At 51.7% G+C, this 21,306-nt stretch carries 19 protein-coding genes; 5 read left to right on the forward strand and 14 right to left on the reverse strand.

The window, feature by feature from the left end:
• Positions 1–9 precede the first annotated feature (9 nt).
• The 4 genes from GNP95_RS08830 to GNP95_RS08845 form a co-directional block, all read right to left on the reverse strand.
• Positions 10–1,032 (reverse strand): glycoside hydrolase family 130 protein, encoded by a 1,023-nt coding sequence (locus GNP95_RS08830; protein WP_155610464.1) that lies wholly within the window; start codon positions 1,030–1,032, stop codon positions 10–12.
• Between the two features lie 35 nt (positions 1,033–1,067).
• On the reverse strand, positions 1,068–1,901 hold the full coding sequence (locus GNP95_RS08835) for a carbohydrate ABC transporter permease (protein WP_330163320.1): 834 nt from the start codon (positions 1,899–1,901) through the stop codon (positions 1,068–1,070).
• Positions 1,902–1,903: 2 nt separating this feature from the next.
• Positions 1,904–2,779 (reverse strand): carbohydrate ABC transporter permease, encoded by an 876-nt coding sequence (locus GNP95_RS08840; protein WP_283925242.1) that lies wholly within the window; start codon positions 2,777–2,779, stop codon positions 1,904–1,906.
• A 107-nt stretch (positions 2,780–2,886) separates the two neighbouring features.
• Positions 2,887–4,224 (reverse strand): ABC transporter substrate-binding protein, encoded by a 1,338-nt coding sequence (locus GNP95_RS08845; RefSeq protein ID WP_330163321.1) that lies wholly within the window; start codon positions 4,222–4,224, stop codon positions 2,887–2,889.
• A 361-nt stretch (positions 4,225–4,585) separates the two neighbouring features.
• On the opposite strand from GNP95_RS08845, the gene GNP95_RS08850 reads away from it, so the two are divergent.
• The 4 genes from GNP95_RS08850 to GNP95_RS08865 all read left to right on the forward strand — a co-directional run bounded on the left by GNP95_RS08850 (position 4,586) and on the right by GNP95_RS08865 (position 9,193).
• Entirely contained in the window at positions 4,586–5,620 is a 1,035-nt protein-coding gene (locus GNP95_RS08850; protein WP_155610466.1) for a substrate-binding domain-containing protein, read from the forward strand.
• A 198-nt stretch (positions 5,621–5,818) separates the two neighbouring features.
• The gene (locus GNP95_RS08855; RefSeq protein ID WP_155610467.1) at positions 5,819–6,772 is read left to right on the forward strand and encodes a glycoside hydrolase family 113; all 954 of its coding nucleotides are present in this window, start codon (positions 5,819–5,821) and stop codon (positions 6,770–6,772) included.
• 3 nt (positions 6,773–6,775) lie between these two features.
• Positions 6,776–7,987: an AGE family epimerase/isomerase gene (locus tag GNP95_RS08860; RefSeq protein ID WP_155610468.1), complete on the forward strand. Its 1,212-nt coding sequence runs from the start codon at positions 6,776–6,778 to the stop codon at positions 7,985–7,987.
• 18 nt (positions 7,988–8,005) lie between these two features.
• Entirely contained in the window at positions 8,006–9,193 is a 1,188-nt protein-coding gene (locus GNP95_RS08865) for a glycoside hydrolase family 130 protein (RefSeq protein ID WP_155610469.1), read from the forward strand.
• A gap of 92 nt (positions 9,194–9,285) precedes the next feature.
• On the opposite strand, the gene GNP95_RS08870 is transcribed toward GNP95_RS08865, so the two are convergent.
• From GNP95_RS08870 to gpr, 4 genes are all read right to left on the reverse strand, one after another.
• The gene (locus GNP95_RS08870; protein WP_196427112.1) at positions 9,286–10,371 is read right to left on the reverse strand and encodes a LacI family DNA-binding transcriptional regulator; all 1,086 of its coding nucleotides are present in this window, start codon (positions 10,369–10,371) and stop codon (positions 9,286–9,288) included.
• Positions 10,372–10,501: 130 nt separating this feature from the next.
• Positions 10,502–10,900 carry a hypothetical protein gene (locus GNP95_RS08875; RefSeq protein WP_155610470.1) on the reverse strand — a complete coding sequence of 133 codons (399 nt, stop codon included), beginning with the start codon at positions 10,898–10,900 and terminating at the stop codon, positions 10,502–10,504.
• Between the two features lie 22 nt (positions 10,901–10,922).
• Positions 10,923–12,215, reverse strand: a complete 1,293-nt coding sequence (locus GNP95_RS08880; RefSeq protein WP_155610471.1) for a stage II sporulation protein P — start codon at positions 12,213–12,215, stop codon at positions 10,923–10,925.
• A gap of 244 nt (positions 12,216–12,459) precedes the next feature.
• The gene (gpr, locus tag GNP95_RS08885) at positions 12,460–13,473 is read right to left on the reverse strand and encodes a GPR endopeptidase (RefSeq protein ID WP_155610472.1); all 1,014 of its coding nucleotides are present in this window, start codon (positions 13,471–13,473) and stop codon (positions 12,460–12,462) included.
• 172 nt (positions 13,474–13,645) lie between these two features.
• On the opposite strand from gpr, the gene rpsT reads away from it, so the two are divergent.
• Positions 13,646–13,918, forward strand: coding sequence for a 30S ribosomal protein S20 (gene rpsT, locus GNP95_RS08890; protein WP_155610473.1), 273 nt, complete (start codon positions 13,646–13,648; stop codon positions 13,916–13,918).
• A 102-nt stretch (positions 13,919–14,020) separates the two neighbouring features.
• Here the strand turns inward: rpsT and holA are convergent, their stop codons facing one another.
• The 6 genes from holA to GNP95_RS08920 form a co-directional block, all read right to left on the reverse strand.
• Entirely contained in the window at positions 14,021–15,040 is a 1,020-nt protein-coding gene (gene holA / locus GNP95_RS08895) for a DNA polymerase III subunit delta (RefSeq protein WP_330163322.1), read from the reverse strand.
• A gap of 340 nt (positions 15,041–15,380) precedes the next feature.
• Positions 15,381–16,607 carry an anti-sigma factor family protein gene (locus GNP95_RS08900; protein WP_155610474.1) on the reverse strand — a complete coding sequence of 409 codons (1,227 nt, stop codon included), beginning with the start codon at positions 16,605–16,607 and terminating at the stop codon, positions 15,381–15,383.
• On the reverse strand, positions 16,604–17,152 hold the full coding sequence (locus tag GNP95_RS08905) for a sigma-70 family RNA polymerase sigma factor (protein WP_330163323.1): 549 nt from the start codon (positions 17,150–17,152) through the stop codon (positions 16,604–16,606). Before GNP95_RS08905 ends, GNP95_RS08900 begins: the two co-directional genes overlap by 4 nt.
• Before the next feature lie 157 nt (positions 17,153–17,309).
• Positions 17,310–19,961, reverse strand: coding sequence for a ComEC/Rec2 family competence protein (locus GNP95_RS08910; protein ID WP_155610475.1), 2,652 nt, complete (start codon positions 19,959–19,961; stop codon positions 17,310–17,312).
• A 136-nt stretch (positions 19,962–20,097) separates the two neighbouring features.
• Complete coding sequence (locus GNP95_RS08915) at positions 20,098–20,616, reverse strand: deoxycytidylate deaminase (RefSeq protein WP_155610476.1); 519 nt, start codon at positions 20,614–20,616, stop codon at positions 20,098–20,100.
• A gap of 15 nt (positions 20,617–20,631) precedes the next feature.
• Complete coding sequence (locus tag GNP95_RS08920) at positions 20,632–21,273, reverse strand: ComEA family DNA-binding protein (RefSeq protein ID WP_196427113.1); 642 nt, start codon at positions 21,271–21,273, stop codon at positions 20,632–20,634.
• Between the last annotated feature and the right edge of the window lie 33 nt (positions 21,274–21,306).

A 21,306-nucleotide genomic window follows, 5' to 3' on the forward strand; every position in this document is an offset into this window, starting at 1 on the left:
AATCTCAAGCTACATCATGCCGATCCCGGCATCGTCGGCCACTTCCTCGCTCGTCTCCTTTACGTACTCTACAATTTCCTGTACCGTCGTATAGGCTACGCCTACGTAAGTATCCGCAGCTCCGTAATAAATGGCAATTCTGCCCGTTTCGGCATCATGCAGAGTGGCGCACGGGAACACGACATTGTTGACAAACCCCCGTTCCTCGTACCACTCTTCCGGCGTCAGCACATAATTCGCCGAGCGATACTTCACTTTGGAAGGCTCATCCCGGTCTAGAATGACAGCGCCCATGCTGTATACGAGCCCATTGCACGTGCCGGTAACGCCGTGATAGAACATAAGCCAACCTTCCGTCGTCTCGATCGGGGCCGGTCCGCCGCCGATTTTCACCGATTGCCACCAGCCTTGCCCGCCCTTGGACATGACATGGCGATGCTTGCCCCAATAGACAAAATCAGGGCTTTCACTAAGGAATACATCGCCGAATGGCGTATGCCCGCTATCGCTAGGGCGGGACAGCATCACATAGTTGCCGTTGATTTTGCGCGGGAAGAGCACTCCGTTGCGATTGAATGGCAGAAACGGATTCTCCAGGCGCACGAACGTTTTGAAATCCTGCGTCTTTGCAGCGCCAATGGCTGCTCCGTAAAAATCAGTACACCAAATAATAAAGTATGTCCCGTCTACCTTGATGACCCGCGGATCATAGGCATAGTTCGGCTGAAACGGCTTGCCTGCCTCGTCGACAAAAACAATCCGCTCTTCTTCAATCGACCAGTTCAGCGCATCGTCGCTCCATCCGAGATGAAGATGCGGGCGCCCGTTAACCGTTTCTGCACGAAACACTCCGGCGAACCGCCCTTCGAAAGGAACCACCGCGCTGTTAAAAATACGAGCGATCCCCTTGGCCGGATTTCGCTGAATCACCGGGTTATTGCTATGTCTCCACACCGGGCCTGCTGTACCTGCCGGTTTTTCCTGCCAAGGCATGTTTGTTAGTTTGTCTCCAATAATACGCACTTCTGTCATGTGGTATGTCTCCTTCCAATGCATTCATCAATGAATTATTTCACGGAACCCTGCGCAAAGCCGTTATAGATATATTTCTGCAGTGCAATGAATGCGACCAGAATAGGAATGATCGTAATCATGATCGCCGCGCAGATGACTTCCCATTGCGAACCATAGGGCCCTTTGAATTTGAACAAGGCGGTCGATATCACTTGCAGATTCTCGCCCGGCATGTAGAGAAACGGCGTATAGAAATCATTGTAAATGTTAACGCCCTTGACAATGATGACCGTCACGATCGCAGGAGCAAGCAGCGGTAACACGATTTTGAAAAAAATCGTAATATAGGAGGCACCGTCCAGCATCGCCGATTCATCCAGAGATTCCGAGATGGAATCCAGAAACTGCAGAAAAATATAAACCGCGATAATATCCGTTCCCAAATAGAGAATGATCGGCGCAAAGCGGGTATTGACCATATCAAGCGTATCGATAATACGGAACGTAGCCACCTGTGTCGTAACGCTGGGAATCAGCGTAGCCAGGAGGAAGGCCCCCATAAGCAGCTTGCTGCCCCGGAATTTGAAGCGGCTAAGCACATAAGCGATCATCGATCCGATCAGCGTGGCTCCTATAATGGAAATGGCGAGAATAAAAAGCGTATTGCCAAAGCCGAGCAGCATTTTCCCATCGACGAAAGCTTTCGTATAATTCGAGAAGTTCATCCAGTTTTGCGGCGGATCGAGCGGACTGGTCGCACCATATTCGGCATTTGTTTTTAAGGATGAGAAAAATACGACAATGATCGGAATGAGGGCCGCAAAGGTGCCTAGAATGAGCGTAATATATTTGAACGTACTGCCTGCCGCATATTTGAGTCTGTACACGATCAATCATCCCCCTTAATCAGAACCCGCTGAAGCAGCGTCACGAGAATGACGATGATAAGCAGCACGACAGCCATGGCCGAAGCAAGGCCTAGCTTGCTGTATTTAAATGCAACGTCAACCGTTTGAATAACAAAGGTATTACTTCCGTTGGAGCCCCCGGTCATAATATATGGTATATCGAAGGCGCTGATCGCACCGCTAATAGCCAAAATTAAGTTGAGCTGCAAAATCCGCTTAATGCTGGGCAGAATGATATGCCTGAATTGATGCCAGCGATTTGCGCCGTCAATGTCAGCAGCCTCATAAATGTCCTTGCCGATGGAAGAAATCGCTCCAAGGAAAATAATGAAGTTGAAGCCCATATACCTCCACAAGGACGCGCCTGCAAGCGAAATGTTAATGATGTTCGGATTCAAAAGCCAGCCCTGTGATAAATGCCCAAGGCCGATAACCTGAAGCAGCGTATCCAAGGTACCGTCCGGCCGAAAGAAGACGAGAAAGATGAATCCGATGGCGACCCCATTGAGCAGATAAGGGAAAAACAGCACCCCTTTAAAGAAATTTTTGAAGCGGACATTGAAACTAAGAATGGTAGCAAAGTACAAAGCCAATCCCATCTGCACGAAAGTCGCTCCGAAATAGTAGAGACTGACCTTGAACACGGAAAAATACTTTGGATTCGTAAAAATCGTTTGATAATTTTCAAATCCGACGTAATCGAAGCTTTTACTGTAACCGTTCCAGTTCGTAAAGCTGTATTTGAACATGTTGAATACAGGGAGATAGGCAAACGTGAATAATAAGACGACCGGAATCAGCGAGAAAGCGATAATTATGATTCGTCTTTGCGTCTTGTAGCTTAGGTTTGCAAACACCACTCACACCTCCAGGCCTTGTCTCTGTCTTGATTTGGTATAGAGAAGAAAAACGCGCAGAGGCGTTTTTCTTCGAATGGTTCCAACCCGCAAGATGTCCGGATCGTTTACTTCGTTACTTTTGCCCGGGATTTCACCCATGCATCGTTAAGCTCCTTCATGATGTCATCATAAGATTCCTTGCGGTTGCCAATGGCGGCTTCTACAATCCGTTTCTTGAAGTCAGGCTGCCAAAGGCCGATCTCGGCGTCTTTATCGATCTTGTCGACCCAGCCCTCCTGGCCCGGCTGCGCCGGAGTCTGCAGTTCGAATTTGATGTCCGTGCCTTCGAATTGCTTCAGCGTTTCCGGCAGCGGCGCACCGATGACAGGGCTCATGCCTCCGCCCTCCACAGTGGGGTAACCTGATTTATGAATAAACCAGTCCACCCAGGCTCTAGCCGCATCCTTGTTTTTGCTGTGCTTGCTGATCCCTAATGTATAGTCGTCCGCAAGCGGCATAATAACTTCTTTGGCATTCGTCGGGAACGGCATGTAGGCAATATCGTCCGGATTGGCCGCCAGCTCCTGTACTTGTCCGATCGCCCATGAACCAAGCACCATCGCACCGATTTTGCCGTTAGCCAAATCGGACTTGGACGCTTCCCAGTTCGTCGTCGTCGGATCTTTCTCGATTAAGCCCTGCGCCACCGCGTCATACATCACTTTGTACAGCTCATAGTGAGGCTGTCCCGGCACAAAGTTATCATCCGTGTTCGGCTGAGTTACGTTGACGTAATCCACATCGCCCGCCACGGTCGTAAGCACGGCTTCCCATTGGGTTAGCGGCCAGCCGTCGGCGTAGTTCGTATACAGCGGGATCGCGTCGCCCTTCTCTTTAATCGCTTTCAAAGCAGCCATGAACTCATCCGGAGTTCTGGGCGCCGCCGTCACGCCAGCGTCTGCAAACACCTTCTTGTTGTACAGGACACCGGAAAAGTTAACGGCAATCGGAATACCGTACGCTTTGCCGTCAACCGCTCTTTCCTCAAGACCGATGTATTGCTTGCTCATTTCCTCCAAATCGCCAAGCGGTTCAAAAAACTGCGGCGTATCCTCGAGTGGAATGCTCGTCGGCAGCAGAAGGACATCCCCGTAATCATCGGAGCTCATCCGCACCGTGATTTGCCCTTCATAATCCGACAGAGCCTGGAAATTCACCTTGACATCGGGATATTCCTTGTTGAATTCTGCAGCATACTGCTTGAAAACCGTATCCACAATATCTGTTCTTTGCGTGATTACGGTAATTTCGCCTTTAACAGCGCCTCCTCCATCTGCCGAGCCGCCGCCAGCGTTCGCTCCACTGCCGGATTCCCCGTCACCGCCATTGCCGCTGCAGCCAGCCAGCATGCCAAGCACGAGCATTAAAGCCATTAACCCCAATACCAATTTGCTCTTCTTCACCCTTGCAACCCCTCTCTATAAAATTAGGTTATCGATAACTTACAATTCAGATGGTATACTGAATGCGCTTTCCCGTCAATCATTTAATTTTGCTTTTTTTGTCTCTATAGTGCTTAGATCACCTATCTTCACTGAAATAGCAATGTTTTTTGTCCCTTCGACTTTTTCTCCAGAAATCTTTTGTGGAATATACTGATAACTTTCATACTCTAGCATAAAATTAAATTATTAGGTTATCGATTAGCTAATTTAGCAAGTCTATTTAAACTTTTCTTTATCTTTAAAAAATATAAATGTATACTACCTGTAGGCTGTTGCATTAAAGTTATGGTTTAGTATGACGCGAAAGCAGGTGATTTTCATGAAGAGCAACATTACAATGCGGGATATCGCAAATAAGCTCGGTGTCAGCAGTGTGACGGTATCCAAAGCACTTAACGATAAAGAAGGCGTTAGCGAGGAGCTTAAGCAGAAGATCAAAGCTTTGGCCGGGGAAATGGGCTACCGTTACAACTCTGCGGCCAAATCCATTAAAGACGGTTTATCGAAAAATATCGGCGTGCTTATCCCCGAACGGTTCACCGGAATGTCCCACTCGTTCTATTTGCGCGTATATCAGCAAATTTCGCTGCTTCTGGATCAATACGGATATTTTGGCATTCTAAATATTCTGAGCAACGAGGATGAGGAGCTGCTGAATTTCCCCCGGGTTTATAGCGAAAAAAAGGTCGACGGCATCATCGTCCTTGGCCAAATCAGTAAAAAATATATCGAGACGGTCCAAAACATGAATCTGCCGAAAATATTTCTTGATTTCTATGACGAGCATGCCGATATCGATTCCATTGTAACCGACAACTTCTACGGGGCTTATGAGATGACGAATTATTTGATCCGCAACGGTCACCGCAGAATCGCCTATGTCGGGAATATTTATTCGACGAGCAGCATCCAGGACCGTTATCTTGGCTACTATAAATCCTTGCTGGAGCACGGAATGCAGCTGGATCACTCCTTGATATTGAGCGATCGGGACGATAAAGGAAAATTCATCGACATTGCGCTTCCGGACCCGCTGCCGACCGCCTTCGTCTGCAATTGCGACCAAATCGCTTATCTGCTGGTAGACAAGCTGAAGCTGAACGGTTACAGCATCCCGGAGGACTGCTCCGTCGTCGGCTTCGATAACGACATTTACGCCACTTTAACCTCGCCCCAGCTTACAACAGTCGAGGTCGACATCGAGCAAATGGCCAAATCGGCCGTGAAATTCATCATGGATAAAATCGAGAACCCGCACCGCAAGTTCGGACGCGTTATGGTTCAGGGCAATATTATATACCGGCAATCGGCCAGACAAATAGATGCCGAAGCCAGAGAGATTTCCAGCACTTGACACTGATCAAATCCGCCCCCGGGGCGGTTTTTTTATTTTTGCCACAATTTGCGGTTGATTTATTTAACGAAAACATCTATAAATTAGTTATATAACATCATAAATTTTATGATAACAAATCTAACAAATGACTTTGTTATCTTTTCAGATGATGGGTTTTCACGTTCCACCATTCACTAACAAAGAGAGGCTGATACGATGAACAAGCCGGATTACATTGCCGGAATGACCTGGGGATTCATGGGCGTTCGCGGAACATGGGCAAATGATGAAGCCAAGCATTCTATGGAACAGATGGCTGCCGCAACCGGTGCAAACTGGACGGCCATTGCCTTCTCGGCCATCCAGGCTACCGCTCATTCCACCGAAATTCCTTATTGGGACGCCCCTACGGTGACGGATGAGGAAGTAGCATGGGCCGTCCGGGAAGCAAAAAGCTTAGGATTGAACGTATGCCTTAAGCCGATTGTGAATTGCGCGGACGGTACCTGGCGGGCGCATATCAATTTTTTTGATAAAGATGTTCCTTGCGAGCCCAAATGGTCGGACTGGTTCCGCTCTTACAGCGCTTATATCCTTCACTTTGCCAAGATTGCCGAGGATACGGGCTGCGAAATGCTATGCATCGGCTGCGAAATGGTGCAGGCGGATCGCCGGGAGGCCGAATGGCGGCAGTTGATTGCCGAAGTCCGTAAAGTATACACCAGACTGATTACCTATAATTGCGATAAATATCAAGAGGATAACGTTGGTTGGTGGGATGCGCTGGATATCATCTCCTCCAGCGGCTACTATCCGGCAAATGATTGGGAGAATCAGTTGAATCGCATCGAGAAGGTCGTTCAGGCATACGGCAAACCATTCTTCTTCATGGAAGCCGGCTGCCCGAGCCGCAGCGGCTCCGCCGCCATTCCTAACGACTGGACGCTTGCCGGTACAGCAGATCAGGATGAGCAGGTTAAATTCTATAAGGCAATGTTCAGCGCCTGCGACAGTCGGGAGTGGATCGGAGGCTTCATGCTGTGGGATTGGCCAGCAAAGCTCTATTCGCGTGATGAGGCGGCGGCGGATGACGGTTATTGCGTTTATGGCAAAAAAGCCGAATCGGTCATTTTCGATTATTACATTTCCAAGACAAGAAATGGGGAATAAGCATTGAACAAGCAAGTAGATGCAGCTGCCTGGCTGGAAGAAATCGAAGGCGAGCTGAACAATAACATTTTGCGCTTCTGGATGGAGCGTACTGTAGATGTGGATCATGGCGGATTCATCGGGGAAATGGATCATGCCGGAGCAATCCGCCCTCAGGCTGCAAAAAGCCTTGTCCTGAATGCACGCATCCTCTGGACATTCTCGGCAGCCCATCGCGTTTATCCGCATGCCGGATACTTACGCATCGCCGACAGAGCGTACAGTTATCTTCAGGACAAATTCATAGACCACGAATTCGGGGGGCTGTACTGGATGGTCGATTACACCGGCCAGCCGATTCAAGACAAAAAACAGGTATACGGCCAAGCCTTCGTTATTTACGCGCTGTCGGAATACCATCTGGCCTCAGGGCGTCCCGAGCCAGTGCAGCAGGCCATTCGGCTGTTTGAGCTGCTGGAGAAGCACAGCTACGATTCCATCCATCAAGGCTATATCGAGGCTCTCGCCCGCGATTGGCAGGTTACCGACGATCTGACCTTAAGCAACAAGGATCTGAACGAGAAAAAATCGATGAACACCCATCTGCACGTGCTCGAGGCCTACACCAATCTGTACCGGGTATGGAAATCAGAAACTTTAGAACGGAAGCTCAAGGAGCTGATCCACGTCACGCTGGATCATATCGTCAATGCGGAAAATGCGCATTTCCACCTGTTCTTCGACGAAGAGTGGAATGTAAAAAGCACGCATATTTCCTACGGCCATGATATCGAAGGCAGCTGGCTGCTCATGGAAGCGGCAGAAGTGCTGGAACATGACCACGCCCTGCTGGAGCAAGTCAAGCAAACGGCCATCGCCATGGCCGAGGCGACGCTTGCCGAAGGCGTAGATCAAGACGGCGGACTATGGAATGAAGCCGATGAGCAAGGGCTGACGGATACCAACAAGGATTGGTGGCCGCAGGCGGAAGCCATGGTCGGCTTCTATAATGCCTATCAGCTTACCGGAGACAAAAAATTCATGGCGGCAGCCCAAAATTCCTGGCAATTCATTCGCCGGTTCATCTCCGACCCCGCGCATGGCGAGTGGCACTGGGCCGTACACCAGGATGGCACTCCCATTAAGACGGAACCCAAAGTGAGCGCCTGGAAATGCCCTTATCATAACGGAAGAGCTTGCCTGGAAATGATCTCCCGTTTGGATGCACTAATTTAAAAAATGGAGGCAATTCGTATGAACATTCAATTTGCGGAAAGAAAAGCAGCATTAACTAAGAAGTATGAATCTCTGATCGCCCGTCCCAACGAGAAACTTCCGTTCGGTAACGGCATTTATGACCGCTATCGCTATCCGGTGCTTACTGCCGAGCATGCGCCCCTGATTTGGAAATATGATTTCAACCCGGAAACGAACCCGTTTTTCGCGGAAAGGCTTGGCGTTAACGGCGTTTTTAACCCGGGAGCCATCGAGCTTAACGGCAAATTTTATCTGGTCGCCCGGGTAGAGGGAGTCGACCGCAAGTCCTTTTTCGCCGTCGCCGAGAGCGAAAGCGGTGTAGACGGCTTCCGGTTCTGGGATCATCCAGTCGTCCTCCCGGAAACCGAAGATCCCGATGTCAACGTCTATGATATGCGTCTCGTGAAGCACGAGGACGGCTGGATATACGGCCTGTTCTGCACGGAGCGTAAAGACCCGAACGCGCCCAAAGGGGATTTGTCCAGCGCGATCGCCCAATGCGGCATTGCCCGCACGAAAGACCTCGTGACCTGGGAGCGTCTGGCGGATTTGAAGACGAAATCGCCGCAGCAGCGCAACGTAGTGCTGCATCCCGAGTTCATCGACGGCAAATATGCCTTCTATACCCGGCCGCAGGATGGATTCATCGACGCCGGCTCCGGCGGCGGGATCGGCTGGGGACTGTCTGCATCGATCGAGCAGGCTGTCATCGATGAGGAAATTATCGTCGATGAACGGCAGTATCATACCATTAAAGAAGTGAAGAACGGCCAGGGACCCGCCCCGATCCGCACGGATGCCGGGTGGCTCCATATTGCGCACGGGGTGCGAAATACAGCAGCGGGACTAAGATATGTGCTGTACGCATTCGTTACCGATTTGCAACAGCCGTACCGCATCACTCACAGCCCAGGCGGACATCTGATTGCCCCGGATGGCGAAGAGCGGGTCGGCGACGTCTCCAACGTCGTATTTTGTAATGGAGTTATCGCCCGTGAAAACGGGGAAGTGTATATTTACTATGCCTCCTCCGATACACGCATTCATGTGGCTACGACCACGGTCGGGCAATTGGTCGATTACGCTCTGCATACGCCGGAAGACCCGCTTCGTTCTTATGCATGCGTCGAACAAAGAATCGGGCTTATCGATCGCAATATTCGTTTCATGGCTGAAAACGTATAAATTCTATCATCTTAATAAACAGCAAAAAAACCTCGCCCTGCGGTGAGGTTTTTTTTATTTTGCCCGAGCCCTTGCAGGCTCTAACTTACTGTTCAAATTGATGCATGCGCTGCTGCTCCTGGTTTCGAGGCTGATTGCCGGTACAGCAGTTCTACCGAAATAAGCCATTTCTCCACCGCCCTGTTCGAATCGGCCAGCCGATCCAGCAGCTTCGTGACCGCGCGGCTGCCAAGCTGCTCCTTCGGAACACTCACCGTCGTAATCGCAGGCTCAAAACGGGCGGCATCGTCAATATTGTCAAAGCCCGTAACGGTAATATCCTCCGGCACGCGAATTTCCAGCTCCCTTAGGATGCCAATGGTATGCAGCGCAATCGAGTCGTTCGCACACACCAATGCGGTTGGCAAAGCCGCCGGCTTGGACTGCTTTCTGGCCTGCAGCCATTCCTTCAGCCCCGGGCCGAATCCGCCGGTCTCCACGCTGTCCAAAAATAGCATCGGGTCATTATGCGTCTGCACATCAAGACCATTCTCCTCCAATGCGCTGCGGAAACCGATCCATCTGTCGCGAAAGCTTCTGGAGAAATTCAAATTGCCGAGAAAATGCAGCTGCCGATGGCCAAGCCCAATCAGATGGTTAGCCATCCGGTAGGTTCCATCGACGTTGTTCGCAAAAATTGAATCCGCGGGAATCAAATTATCCTCATGGTCGACAAGCACCATCGGCAAGCCGGTGCGATGGACTTCCAGCAGCAGGCTCGTGGCGATTTGGCCTACGCCAATCATCCCGAGAATGCCTTCAGGGTTGATGATATTCATCATTACTTCCGTTCTCGGCTCGGAAACGATGATCATGCCAAGGTTCTGTTCCTCAAGCTCGTCCGAAATCCCTTCCAGTACTTTGCCCCAATACAGGGATTCCTTGTTCTGCGAGCGGATATTTGGCATCAGCACGAGTACCGATTGCTTCCCCGGGGGAATGACCGCCGTTCCCATGGTCGGCCTGACGTTCTTAACATAGCCGTTCTTTTGATTGAAATAACCGAGCTGCGACGCGGCCTGAATGACCCGCTCCTTCGTCATTTCGTTAACGCCTCCCTTGCCGGACAAGGCTTTGGAGACGACAAACTTGGATACGCCGAGATGATCGGCGATTTGCTGCATCGTTACCTTCTTCAATGAATACTACCTCCGGACATACACCCTTATAGTGAAATCGCTTTGTTATATAATTCAATAACAAATATAACTTCATTATAACAAATTTATCCCTGCCCATGCATTGGTGTTTGTCCGATATATTCATGATTTAATCGCCGGAATTAAACAATGAGGCTACCCAGTAAATGCTTCGCTGAGAAACCTGCTGCAGCAAATTCGCGGCCTTATCGGCGAAGCGGTCTACCGGCGCTTGCTCGGGCTCGGGCAGCAGCAGGCTGTCCGGAGTTTGCAGACGCTCGGGGGTTTCAAGGGGGGGAGCTGCCGCCCTTGGTGGCTCATTTTCCTGGGGCCGCCTCTCCCAAAGCCCTTCCCGGTCAGCCTGAACCCGCCCGGTTTCTTCATCAACCTGGTCATACTGCCGGCCGCTTACGGCAGAGACAGGATTGTATATGCGGTTCGTCCCCGTCTCCGCCAGCTGCATGCCAAACGTTATGCCCGCTACGAGCAGTAATCCGTAGAACAATGCTTTTCTCGTCGTACGTGACAATGAGATCCCCCCTTACTATTTCTCACCCCGCGGGATGTTTCGACGCGGCCTGCTTCTGCCCGTCCTTCTGCGGCGGCTGTCCCTTTGTCAGCGAGCCGGCCTTCTCCGCTTCCTGGCCTTCCCAATAAATATCCGCGATGATCCCGGCCAGCACTCCGGCGGTTCGCTCCAGTTCCTCCCGGGTGTTGTCGATCCCGCCAATTTCGATTAGTACGCTTTGCGGCGAAAGCGACTGATTGTATTCCCCGTTCCCTTGGGAAGAAGTCTTGCCCCATATCCCCCTGGATATTCCGGGATAGGATCTCTCAAGACGCTCGTGGATCGAGCTGGCAAAAGCCTCATTTTCCCGCCAATTTTCGTTCCCATGTCCGATAATGAAATAAACCTGCGCATAAGACACCCCGTCGATCGTCGTCGTCGTTTTATCATGCCGCTGCGAATCCCGGTGGATATCGATAAAATATTGCAGCTGCCCGTTTTGGGACATCGCTTCCTTCACGGTCTGCCTCGAGTATTTATAAGAGTAGTTGTAACTGTAATTTTGCACGGTTGCCGCGTAATTCTCATAAGCATGGAGCGTAGCCACACCCTTGCGTTCCAGCGCTTTGGCCAGTGCGTCTCCGACCAGTCCCACGTTCATCATATCTTTAGATGAGCTCGGATTGGTTGAATCTATGCCGAGAACCGGGTTAAACGATTCCTGCGGGTGTGAATGATAGACCATGACGATATTTTTATGGCCCGGCTGAATCGGCGGCTCGTCCTCCCCCTTAGCATCCGCTTCCGGGGCTGACGGCTGAACCGGCTCCACATCGGGCTCCTGGCCGTGATCTGCCTCGGGATGATCCGGACCGCTCCCGTCCGCGCCAGCCCCTGGCCGATAATCCTCCGGTGCCTGTACCGTCTTATTCCCCGATCCTGTGCGCAGCAGTATCGGACTATCTGCGCCAAGGCCTGGCACTTCGCGGGCTACCAGACTCTTGGGATCGGACGGATTCACATCCGTCAGCAGCTGGACTACGAAATTCGTCATCTGTTTACCCGAAAATGAGCTCATTTCTTTTTCTGGCACCATATGAGGCAATTCCATGCCCACCATACTGATAAAGAACCGGCTTGATAAGGAAGAAGCCAGTCCTTTCATGGATGAGACCGGAGAAGTATTCAGCTGTTTTTCCGCAATTCCCCCTACGCCAAGCAGCAGGAAGAAAATGACCGACAACACCGACAGTAGCAGAAATGTCTGTCCCATAGCAAGCATGCGCATCAGATTATGTCGCATTCGGCCGACATTCCAAGTTCTAAACCATCTCATTTTGTGAAGCCCTCCTTTAGCCGAAACCACTTTCTATATTCCAAATCTATGAACCTATCCCGGCAAGTAGAACTCTTACTCTCACAAAAAAATAAAGTCCGCTAGATTGCGAACTTCATAGGATCGGATTAGTACCGGACACAAAAGAAAACCCCACTTGAAAGGAACCGGCCATCCGCCCATGAACGGGCGGATTTCGATCCGTCTTCCAAATGAAGCATCTCTCTTTGCTGCGTATCAGCTTTTAATGAGTATGTGCAGCGACATTATCTTTGTCTACGGCCTGATGCAAGGAAATATTCAGTCCGGTGGCAATAACGTTGGCGATGTCCTCGATAAACTCATCAATTTCCTTTGGCGTCACAATAAGATCATGGCCCAATGGTTCAAGCACCTCTTTGACTAATCCCAATCGCTCGCCTTCGTTAAGCTCTGTCAGCAGCCCCATGATCCGTTTGGTGTTGCTCTGTTCGCTTCCATTCTCTGCGTTGAAATGGGACATCATCATATCGAGCGCGTTATTGACGATCGTCGACGCATAGCATACGGTTGGAACCCCAATCGCAATGCAGGGAACGCCGAGAATTTCCTTCGTCAGCCCTTTGCGTTTATTGCCGATGCCCGAGCCCGGATGAATGCCGATATCGGCGATTTGAATCGTCGTGTTGACCCGCTCCAGGGAACGGGAAGCCAGCGCATCTATGGCGATGATCACGTCGGGTTTCGTACGGTCGACGATCCCTTGTACGATTTCGCTGGATTCAATTCCCGTGATGCCCAGCACACCCGGAGCGATCGCACTAACCTCGCGGTACCCTGGGGCCACCTGGTCCGGCGTCAGCTCGAAATAATGCCGGGTCACGATGACATTCTCCACAACCAGTGGTCCGAGAGCGTCGGGCGTAACGTTCCAGTTGCCCAGACCGACAATGAGGATCGTAGCACCGGGGCCGATACCGATTTTACTCAGAAAGGCAATGAATTCCTTGGCAAAAGCGGCGGACACCCTTTCCTGCAGCTCGCTGTCATGACTGCGCAGACCGGGAACCTCCAGGGTAACGTAATGGCCGACCAGCCGGCCGATTTGACGTGAAGCCCGCTCGTCCTCCACGTCCAGACGAGTGATTTTAATCCCGTTTTGCTCTTCAACATCTTCATGAATCCCGGTCACCGGCCCGCCGTGAACCGTCTCTGCGAGCTCTTTAGACTCTACTGCCAAATCCGTACGAACCGAATATTTCCGTAAATCCAGATTCATCTGAGGAAGACCTCCCTTTTACGTTATCATCTTATATTGTGCGGGAGGATGATAGACATTATGCAGGTCTTTTCTTTACAATGAATTTATTGCATTTTGCCTTACTGCGTGATAAAATATTTTAAGTTGTGAATCATCTGGGATGATATTTGCTTTACAGGAGGTGAATGCAATGCCAAACATTAAATCCGCTATCAAACGCGTAAAAACTAACGACAAACGCCGTGCTCTGAACGCTTCGCAAAAGTCCGCTTTGCGTACTGCTGTTAAAGCTGCCGACACTGCGCTGGTCAACAATGAAGTAGAAGTAGCTAAAACAGCTTTCGCTGCAGCTGCTAAGAAATTGGACAAAGCCGTTACTAAAGGCTTGATCCACAAGAACGCTGCTGCCCGCAAGAAATCCCGCTTGGCTAAAAAATTGAACGCCCTTACGTCCCAAGCGTAAGCGCCGTTATTTATAAACTTAAGCTCAAGAAGACCTGAACATCACTGTTCAGGTCTTTTTGGTATGCTTTATAAGATAAGATGGTTCCCGACATTTGCTTCATTATGCACCCAGACGCAGCAAAAACAGCTCAATCCCGAGCACCTTGTCGATCCCCCCGCTCTTCATTTGGTGATCCAGCTGCGCTAGCTCGGACAACACCTGGCGCAGCTTGGCCGTCTCAAACCTCCGGGCCTGCTCGCCGGCGATTTTCACCGCATAAGGATGGAGCCCCAGCTGCGAAGCCATTTGCTGCTGGGAATAACTCTGCCGCCCGAGTTCTTTTACCTGCAGCATAATCCGAAATTGACGGGCAATGAGCGCCGCGATTTTGATCGGTTCCTCGCGCTGCTTCAGCAGCTCATAAAAGATGTCCAGCGCCTGCTCGAGCTTAAGGCCCGCAATGCATTCCACCATGGCGAATACGTTTTGCTCCGTCGTACGCGCTACCAGCTGCGCTATGGCGGACTCATCGATAACGCCGCCATTCCCCGCATACAGACACAGCTTGTCCAGCTCTACGGCCAATGCAGCCATTTGCACGCCGCTGGCGGCGATTAGCGCATCAGCCGCCTCCCGGCTCATGGTGCAGCCTCGTTTCTCCGCCTGCTTGACCGCCCATGCCGCCAGTTCTCCGCTGCCCATTGGCATAAACGAGAGCACCGTACCCGCCGTCTTGATCGCCTTGACGATCTTCTTGCGCTCATCGAGCTTCTCGCCTTGAACGACGAAGACAAGTACGCTGTGCTCGGCTGGATTCGCCATGTATGCCGTTAAAGAATCCAGCCTGTGCTCCACCTTGCCCCCGTCCTTACCCGCCGTGAACACAGAAGCGTCCTTGACCACGATCAGCTTCCTCGGTACCAGAAACGGCAAAGTCTCCGCCTCCTCAATGACCGCTTCAATCGGCGTTTCGCTCAAATCAAAAGCAGCCATAGCAAAATCGCGCTGCTCCTTATCGACGACATGCTTCTCAAGCAAAGCGATGAATTCGTTGATTTGGTATTTTTCCGTCCCATAACATACATATAAAGGGGAGACTCGCCCCTGTTTTATATCCTTGATCGCCGTTTTGATATCCACTCGGCTTCCCCTCTCATCTCACCAATAGTCCCTGGCAGGCAGTACTTCTATATTCGCTCCTGCCATTTATGCACCGTAATACTATGATACTGTGAAATCCAGGTTTCGTCCAAACGCATTTGCCGAACCCCGGACATACAGCGGCGCTTCCGCCGGCACAGACAAACAAAGGGACCTCCGCCGCAGGCGAACAGGTCCCTTTGTCCCGAAGCATCTATATAAACGCGGGCTGAAAAGCTCTAGAAACTTTCCCGCCGGCGGTCATACGACGTTCAGGCTGATTCTCTTTATGTCTCTTATATTTATAACCTATTCCATATCTCTTCAAATCGTGCTGCTCTTATTTATTTTGAGAAGAATTTTCCGCATCCGCCGCCGCTTTAACCTGTACGGTATGCTTTACAACGCTGCCGTCCACATCCGTCTCATAGGTAAACTTCGTGCCATCGCTGGACCATTGGCCTTTAAGCCATGTACCGCTAACCTGTTCTTCCTTAACGAGAACGTACTCCTCAGCATTAACCTGGTAAATGGACAGATGATTCCCCATTAGGACAGCCTGGTATGCTCCATCCGGAGAACCCCATTCTTCCGGAATAGCAGCAATGCCGTATGGAATAGCCGGAGCTTCTGGCGAAGATCCCTGCATGTCAGGTGCCATTGGAGTCATTTCCATGCGCTGATCAGCCACATCCCCATGGTTCGCAGGACTGCCCGCAGCCGGCGCTCCTTCGTCCGGATTCTCCTCGGCTGCTCCGTTATGTTGTACTGAGCGACTGTCAGCGCCACCCGAATAATCAGCTGTCGGAAGACCCGCCCCTCCCCCGAATCCCATATTTGCATCTGCGTTGCTTCCGGAGGATGCATCCTTATTTTCCCCATCGTGCTTCAAATTGGCTCTCTTCTCTGGAGCAGAAGCTCCTGGCGAAGGGGACTGACCGTTGCCGGTAAGAGAGTCCGCGTCTCCTGCACTGTCCGGGCTTGCTTTTTGAGCTGCATCTGGATTCTCGGTCTTTTCTGGAGAAGCTTGGTTCTCGGCTTCCTCCGAGCTCTGCGCCGCAAACGGATCGCCTGAAAACAGTTGATTCAAAGATTCCGCGCTATCGTTAGCCGTCGATAATTCCGCGTTGGGAATCGTCCGCGGCTCATATTGCGTAATGAAAATACCCAATATGACCGCCGCTGCAACCGTGCCGAAAATTCCCGTCCGGAATCTGCGGCTGCGCTGCGCCGCCTTGCTATCGCTTCTGCTGCGCAAGCTGCTCGGACTGGCCGCTGCCGACGCGGCTACCGATCCCAGGATGCCATCGTCCTCCACTGCACTCCCCTCTTCAAGGCGGGCCCGGTCAATCTCATCCAATTGCGGCATGATCCGGTCAACAAGGCTAAAGCGCGGGGCTACATCCGGAAGCTCGCTGAGTTTTGCCGACAACTCGTTCAGAAGCTCAAATTCCTTGGCACAATCACTGCATTCACGAATATGCTCGAATAGCAAAGAGGTTTCCTCGTCATTTAAATCATGGTCGATATACCGGTGCATCCATTCCACCACCTCCGCGCACTTCATCCTGATACACCACCTTTCTGATAATCTTGGAGTAAATGCTGAAGCTGCTGCCTTGCCCTGAATAAATACGATTTCACCGTATTCAATGGCAAATTCAAACTATCAGCGATTTCGTTATACGAAAAGTCCTGCAAATACCGCAGCACCACAACGGAGCGATGATGTTCGGGAAGCTGATCGATCGCTTTGCGGATATCCTGCGCAATATAACCGGACATCACTTCACGCTCGACATTATCCTTGCCTTCGAACACGATCTCGTGCTCTTCAATCGATACCGTTGGTTTTTTTCTGCGAAACTTGTCGATGCAGATATTTGTCACAATCCGCTGCACCCAGGTTTTGAATTGGGCCTTTTCCTCATAAGTGTCGATTTTCGTATAAATCCGGATCAGCGCTTCCTGGGCTGCGTCATGCGCATCCTGTTCATCATTTAAAATATAATAGGCCGTGCGATATACTTGATTTTCTATTTCTCGCAATAGGGTGATTAGAGCGTCGCGATCGCCCGTTTGAGCGGCTCTGATGAGTTCCTGCTCCACCACAAAGGCTCCCCCTTCCTTGCAACCTTACAGACGATATCGACAGGCGATATGTTGCAATGTTGTTACTATTTTTTGTTAGAAATTTTTAGTAGTAAAGTCTTACGTTATCCTATAAAGCCTGAATCTCACCTAAGAATACCAGAAAAAGCGAAGCCCGTCACCACGGGGAAATCAACTTGTACCGCACGCGAATACGGCCGTTTTCCACTTCCATTTGCACCTCGCCCTGTTGATCCGTGCGGTAAATCCGGCTGCCCGAAGAGGAGATCCGTTCTACGACGGACGGATGCGGGTGGCCGTAGCTGTTGGAGGCTCCAGCGGAGATAACGACCGAGGCAGGACGCCAGTATTCGAGCCATTCTGCGGATGTCGATGTTTTACTGCCGTGATGGGCGATTTTCATTACATCTATAAATGTGGAAGGTATACTGTTTGCTAGAATGCTAGTTCGGGTCTCCCCGGCAAGCTCCTCCAGAACCCGATACTCCGCCGCTTCGTCCATGTCTCCCGTAAACAGAAACGTCGCGCCAGTCATCTGCAGTACAAAGACGATCGATTCGTGATTCTGCTTCTTACTGTAAAGAATCTGCCCCTGAGGCGATGCATCCGGTTCGGGTGACAAAATCCGCAGCTCGGTCGCTGCATCAAGCTTTAGGCCCATTCCTTGCCTGGCGGCATAAATCGGTATTCCCTTATGAAGCGCCGTATCCATCAGCTTGGCGATCGTGCTTGAATCGCTAAGCGATCCATTGATCAGCAGCGCATCCACCGGAAACTGTTCGAGCACCGCCTGCAAGCCTCCAGCATGATCCTGATCGCCATGCGTTAGAATGACCGCATCCAGCCGGTTGATCCCGCGTTTTTTCAACAAAGGAACAACGGTCTTGGTCCCTACTTCAAAGGGCTCGCGACGATTTCGCCAAGCCTCCTCTGGTTTGCGGAACGAAACGGTGCCTCCTCCGTCCACAAGAATATTCCGGCCTTCCGGCGTAGTAATCAAAGCGCAATCCCCTTGTCCCACATCGATAAACTGGACATGTCCTTTGCCCTTCATATTCATAGGCTGATATCCTAAATATAATTGGACGAGCAGCAAGCCAGCAAGCCCTCCTTGCAGCAGCTGTTCAGGGCGGAGCTTGGCCACGTTTAGCCACTTACCGCCGCGGCGGCCTTTCCAAGCCCGCTGCTTCGCTAGTGGATCGAGCGGCTGCGTGTCATCGCTTCCTTCCAAGTCAGCCTGACGAACAATGCGGCTTCGGTGCCTAAAGTACAGCAGCAAATAACAAGCGGCATAGAATATGGCAATCCACATTAACGAAGGAGATTTCCAGTAAGTCATGAATCCGCTGCGCGCATTCAGCCATTCTGTCACGATGAACGTTGCCGTGTTCAGGAGTCTGACCGGATAAGCGATCCATTCCCCAAGAGGCAGCCACAATGCGCTTAACAGCAGGGCCGCCGTGCCGCCGGGCAGAGCGATCATCCCGATGATCGGGACAAGCAGCATATTAGCTGCCAAAGATAGAAGCGAAAATTGGTTGAAATAATAAATAGTCAGCGGAAAGGAAACGATTTGCGCAGCGACCGTTATCGCGGCGGCTCCGGCGGCCTTGGCGGGCAGCCACCGCAGATAGGGCATGAGCATGGGAACGAATGCGATCAACCCCGCCGTCACGATAAAAGAGAGCTGAAAGCTCACGTTCAGCATGTAGTAAGGTTCCCATAGCAGCATCAATAGGGCGGCCGCGGACAGGACGTTCAGTCCGTCCTTCAGGAAGCCGCGCCGCAATAAATAGATCCCGATCATCGTCATTAATCCCGAGCGGATCACGGAGGGGGAAAACCCCGTAATCAGCACATACACGGGGATGAATAAGAACACGATACGGTAGGCACTTTCTCTGGTTACCCGGCACAGGCGGAGCACTCCGAAAATCAAGCTTACATTAATCGCGACATGACTGCCGGATATAGCCAGAATGTGCGTCAGGCCAAGCTGGGAGAACTGCGCGTATTTCTCGGGCTCCAGCTCGCTGGCCAGGCCGATCAATAGTCCTTTCATATAACCCGCCTGCCAGTCCGGGAACAGTCGCTCGATGCGTTCGCCAAGCATCCCTCGGGCAGCGTCAACCTTCCCGAGCAGCATAGGCGGGCTGATCTTGGCGTCCGCTTCTACCTTCACGGAGGAAATGCCAGCCGCTTTGAGAAGCCAATGGACCCTTTGCGTCCGCAAATACTCGCGATAGTCGAAACCGCCAAAATTACGGGCCTCATTCGGCCTCTCCAATGTGCCTTCCAGCTCAAGCCGCTGGCCTCTTCGCCACCCGCTTGCGGCCGCAGCTTCCTCTATGGATGCCAGGCGCAGCTGCACGATCAGCTTCTCTCCGCCCGCCTCCTCAGGTCTCTCGCCTGATTGCTGACCCGTAAAGGATACCGAATCCATGCGAAGCGTAAAATCCGCGCGATCGCCATCCACTTCCACCGGAGTCAGAAGCACTCCCTGAACCAGCACCTGTGTTTGTCCTGATTCAGAGACAGCAGCCGTACCCAAGCTGCTCGCGGCCAACCATTCGGACAGCCTGCTCACATTTCTCCCGTCATGGTACGACCAATAAGCAGCCCCAAGCGAGAACATCAGTCCGTAAATAAGCAGCTTCTTCCACGGGCAGCGGAAAATCAAGCCCAGCAAGGGCAAGACAAGCCATGTCCCCAACCAAAACAGCCAAAAGGCAGAACCTTCGTGCAAATAAGCCAGAGCGCTGCCGGCAATCCAACTGCATACCGCCATTACTAAAGGCCTGTGGCGCATCAACCGAACTCCTCTCTAAAGAAGATTTAATCCGAGCTTTGCAGCTTCCTCAGCACAAAAAAAGAACCCCATCTGCCGCAGCAGACGAGGTTCTTCCTTCATCTCTTATGCTCTTATGCCCTTATGCTCTTATATCCTAATCCTCAACCCGTCCATCCGTTTCCTTCGGAGGCTGATACGATTCCAAGCGCCGGAAGATAATCCCCTTCTGGGCCATCATCGCCGAAACCTTGCCCGTGTCCTTCGGATAAGGACGGTGATAAATAATTTCCGTGATCCCGCTGTTCGCCAGCATGTTGGCGCACGTCCAGCACGGCTCGTCGGTCACATAGACGCTGGAGCCCTCCCGGTCGATCCGGTCCGTGAACAGCAGCAAGTTCTGTTCCGCATGGATCGTGCGGACGCAGCGCTGCTTCTTGACCATCTGTTCCTGACCGTCCACCGTCACCATTTCGTATTCCTCGGCGATCATGCAGCCCGCTTCCGAGCAGTCAGGCACTCCCGATGGGGCGCCGTTATAGGCCGTTCCGAGCAGCTTCTTCCCCTGGACAAGCACGGCGCCCACATGCCGCCGGTTGCAGCGCGATCTCGTGGATACCATATATGCGATATCCATAAAGTACGTATCCCAATCTTTGCGTGTATCTGGACTCATCCTTTAATTCTCCTCTTACAGTTTGATATAAGGCTTCAATTTCTGGAACACTTTCTCCCCGATGCCCTTCACCTTCTTCAAATCACTCAAGGAATTAAAAGAGCCGTGTTGATTCCGGTAGTCTATGATCGCCTGCGCCTTCTTCTCGCCAATGCCCGGAACGGTTTGAAGCTGCGAACTGTTCGCCGTATTTATGCTCACCAGCCCGTCCTGCGGCGAAGGCTCGGCAGACGGCTGCAGCGGCACCGCCCCTGCCGTGCTGCTGCCAGATGCTAGCGGTACGGCAGGGGCGGTGCTTTGCTCCAGCACGCCCGCCTGCCCGGCTCCATCCAGGCCAGGATTCAGGCTATCCGCCGAATCCCGCACGGCAACACTTCTGCCCGCAGCCAGGTTGCCCTGGACTGCTGCGGCCTGAGCCGGGGCTGCTTCTGCTTGTGCCGCAGCCGCCGAAGCTCCCCCTTGCCCGCTATCGCCGGCCATTGCGGCAGCAACCTCGCGGTTTACCGGTGCCCAGCCTTCAATGCCGGCAGGACGGCTCCCGCCAACGGCAAACAGCATCAGACCAGCCCCGAGCACAGCTGATACAACCGCTGTCATTACGTACTCCCGTTTCAATTTCATCGCTCCAATCTCAAAAGAATCTGTCCAAAATGTCATGAAGATCCCATCAAGATGCATACATATATAAAC

Origin of the sequence: Paenibacillus woosongensis (genome assembly GCF_009725165.1) — a bacterium.
Classification (GTDB): Bacteria; Bacillota; Bacilli; order Paenibacillales; family Paenibacillaceae; genus Fontibacillus; species Fontibacillus woosongensis.

Coding starts and splice junctions, on each gene's coding strand:
- GNP95_RS08850 (WP_155610466.1), top strand. CDS start 4,586: ATGAAGAGCAACATTACAATGCGGGATATCGCAAATAAGCTCGGTGTC.
- GNP95_RS08900 (WP_155610474.1), bottom strand. CDS start 16,607: ATGAAGTGCGCGGAGGTGGTGGAATGGATGCACCGGTATATCGACCAT.
- GNP95_RS08855 (WP_155610467.1), top strand. CDS start 5,819: ATGAACAAGCCGGATTACATTGCCGGAATGACCTGGGGATTCATGGGC.
- gpr (WP_155610472.1), bottom strand. CDS start 13,473: ATGAATCTGGATTTACGGAAATATTCGGTTCGTACGGATTTGGCAGTA.
- GNP95_RS08920 (WP_196427113.1), bottom strand. CDS start 21,273: ATGACATTTTGGACAGATTCTTTTGAGATTGGAGCGATGAAATTGAAA.
- GNP95_RS08830 (WP_155610464.1), bottom strand. CDS start 1,032: ATGACAGAAGTGCGTATTATTGGAGACAAACTAACAAACATGCCTTGG.
- GNP95_RS08915 (WP_155610476.1), bottom strand. CDS start 20,616: ATGAGTCCAGATACACGCAAAGATTGGGATACGTACTTTATGGATATC.
- GNP95_RS08880 (WP_155610471.1), bottom strand. CDS start 12,215: ATGAGATGGTTTAGAACTTGGAATGTCGGCCGAATGCGACATAATCTG.
- GNP95_RS08910 (WP_155610475.1), bottom strand. CDS start 19,961: ATGCGCCACAGGCCTTTAGTAATGGCGGTATGCAGTTGGATTGCCGGC.
- GNP95_RS08865 (WP_155610469.1), top strand. CDS start 8,006: ATGAACATTCAATTTGCGGAAAGAAAAGCAGCATTAACTAAGAAGTAT.
- rpsT (WP_155610473.1), top strand. CDS start 13,646: ATGCCAAACATTAAATCCGCTATCAAACGCGTAAAAACTAACGACAAA.